This window comes from Wolbachia endosymbiont of Drosophila bocki (assembly GCF_028982005.1).
Classification (GTDB): Bacteria; Pseudomonadota; Alphaproteobacteria; order Rickettsiales; family Anaplasmataceae; genus Wolbachia; species Wolbachia pipientis.
In genome coordinates this window covers 1-2,562 of record NZ_JAPQLG010000071.1, presented here as the reverse complement: position 1 = coordinate 2,562, position 2,562 = coordinate 1, and the positions used below count along the sequence as shown (strand labels likewise).

2 protein-coding genes and 1 pseudogene are annotated in these 2,562 nt (G+C 35.4%); all 3 read right to left on the bottom strand.

Annotated features, from left to right (window positions below; translation table 11 throughout):
- Positions 1–171 precede the first annotated feature (171 nt).
- Positions 172–1,029 carry a 4-hydroxybenzoate octaprenyltransferase gene (gene ubiA, locus OZD61_RS01405; RefSeq protein ID WP_274979579.1) on the bottom strand — a complete coding sequence of 286 codons (858 nt, stop codon included), beginning with the start codon at positions 1,027–1,029 and terminating at the stop codon, positions 172–174.
- Between the two features lie 3 nt (positions 1,030–1,032).
- Entirely contained in the window at positions 1,033–1,431 is a 399-nt protein-coding gene (locus tag OZD61_RS01400) for a ribosome-binding factor A (protein ID WP_274979578.1), read from the bottom strand.
- Positions 1,432–1,440: 9 nt separating this feature from the next.
- Positions 1,441–2,562: pseudogene (locus tag OZD61_RS01395) on the bottom strand (translation initiation factor IF-2); the annotation flags it as partial.

Below are 2,562 nucleotides of genomic sequence, written 5' to 3'. Positions count from 1 at the left end.
ACATGAGACGCCAGATACGTGAGTTTTTTTGTCATTTAATCTGTACAGAGAAGATAAATAAATAGCTTCACTACCATGATAAGAGGGCTGGCGGAGTTTGTCAAGCAAGTTTTTTTGTTTCTGCGGGCTACCTGAGTCTATTGATTTCATTAGAGCCGAAACTCTTGAGACCTAGGTGATAATTCTATCTAAAAGAATGCCGAAAAAGAGCAGCAACCCTACGTAGGAATTATTTTTGAATATGGACATGCATTGACTGGGATCGTCAGGATTGAAATTTTTGTATTGGCGGTGAAATATGAACCCTACAGCAAGTAGAGCAATATAAAAAATGTTATTTAATGATGATAAGATACCAGCATATAGCCACGTCATAAGAGATATTAAATAAAATCTTTTCAACCAAGATTTTGTTGTATCACCAAAATATAATGCGGTAGATTTCATCCCGAGTTTTTCATCATCTTTTTTATCTTGATGGGCGTATATGGTGTCATAGCTAAGTGTCCAAAAGACGCATCCTATATAAAACAGCAAGGATTCTGTACTGATCTGGTTTGTTATTGCTGCTGAGCCCATGAGCGATCCCATATTGAAGGTAAACCCTAAGAACAATTGTGGCCACCAAACATACCGCTTTAATAAAGGGTAAGTAGCTATCATACACATTGAGATTATTCCAAGTATAAGTGTAGTTTTATTAGTTAATAATAAGATTACCAGGGCAATAGACAGTAGCAGTGAAAGTAAAGCTAAAGCCTGCTTTATGTTTAATGCACCACTTGCAAGTGGCCTATATTTTGTTCGTTCAACGTGCGCATCTATTTTTCTATCGAAGATATCATTGATTATGCACCCTGCGGGTCTCATTAAAAATGCACCCATAGTAAACAAAACAAGGAGAAAAAGAACCTGATACGATAGAGAAGTTGAGGCTAAAAGAATACCGCTCAAACTGGGAAATAGCACAAGCCACAAACCCGTTAAACTGTGCAACCTCATTAATGAAAAGTAACGATTGAAATGCATTAATTAAGTGTGATTATGTAATATTTTGCTTACATTAACAAAATTATCGAACGCTAAGTCAGGCTTGAAAACTAGTTCAGGTATAAATCGCAAATCAACATAACACAATATAGATTTACGTATTGACCATGCAGATTGGTTCATTTCATTAACAACAGTATTAATATCACAATTATTCTCAGAAGGATCTCCAGTGCGTCTTTTTTCTGGATCTAAGTAGTCAGCTACTTGAATATTCAATGAAGATAACACAATATATACATCTGCTTTTTTCAAATCTTTACTTAATTTTACGTCAGATACCGCTACATTTTTATTGAACACCTTACCTTCCATTAGAATTCTTGATATTGCTCTATGCAATACCGATGCTATCCTTAGGTTTCTAATTTCCTTTTTCATATCCAGCTACTATAACACCCTTTCTTCTTGCACTAATTGATAAGCTTCCAAAATATCTCCAACTTTAATATCGACATTACCCTCTAGTGATACTCCGCATTCAAAGTTTACACCTACTTCTTTAACATCATCTTTAAATCTACGTAGTGCTTTTAACTTTCCTTCATGCACCAATTTGCCACCACGCACTACCTTAATTAAAGAATCTTTTTTTATGACTCCATCACTTACATAACATCCAATGATATTACCAGCTTTAGATACATTAAATATCTGCCTCACAGATGCAAAGCCAACACGAACCTCTCGTGTAACAGGCTTTAACATTTTAGTTAAATACATTCTCATGTCGTCAATGAGCTCGTATATTATGTTATAAGTATGTATTTCTACACCTTTTTGTTTTGCCAAGTCCCTTATTTTTGAATCCACTTTTACATTAAAAGCTAAAATTACTGCACTTGATGCTTCTGCAAGCAGCACATCTGAATCTGTTATCCCTCCTACTGCTTTGTGTAGGATATTTAATTTCACTTGGTCTTTACCGAGTTTATCAATTGAACTTGATATTGCTTCAATAGAACCAGTTACATCGCACTTTAAAACTACAGATAGTTCTTCTGTTTCGCTGTTATTACGACTGAATATATCTAAATTATTGTCGCCCAAATCTTCTTTCTTTTTCCTGATTAACTCTAGCCTGTATTCAACAATTTCACGCGCCTGCTTTTCAGAATTTACAACAACAAATTTATCTCCAGCATTTGGCACACCATTTAGACCAGTAATTTCAATTGGAGCGGAGGGTAGTGCTGCTTTTTCTCTTTGACCGGGGTGATTAACCATACTACGTACTTTGCTGTATGTTGTACCAACTACCAATATATCACCAACCTTTAACGTTCCTTCCTCAACTATCAATGTGGCTGATATTCCTTTCGCTTTATCTATTTTGGATTCTATTACCCATCCAAGTGCTCGACAATCTTCTATTGCTTCTAGCTTCATTAATTCAGCGATTAACAAAATCGTCTCTTCTAGTTTATCTAAATTAGTTTTCTTTTTTGCTGATACTGGCACAATCATAACATCACCACCAAGCCCTTCAGGGATGAGATCATATTGAGGCAA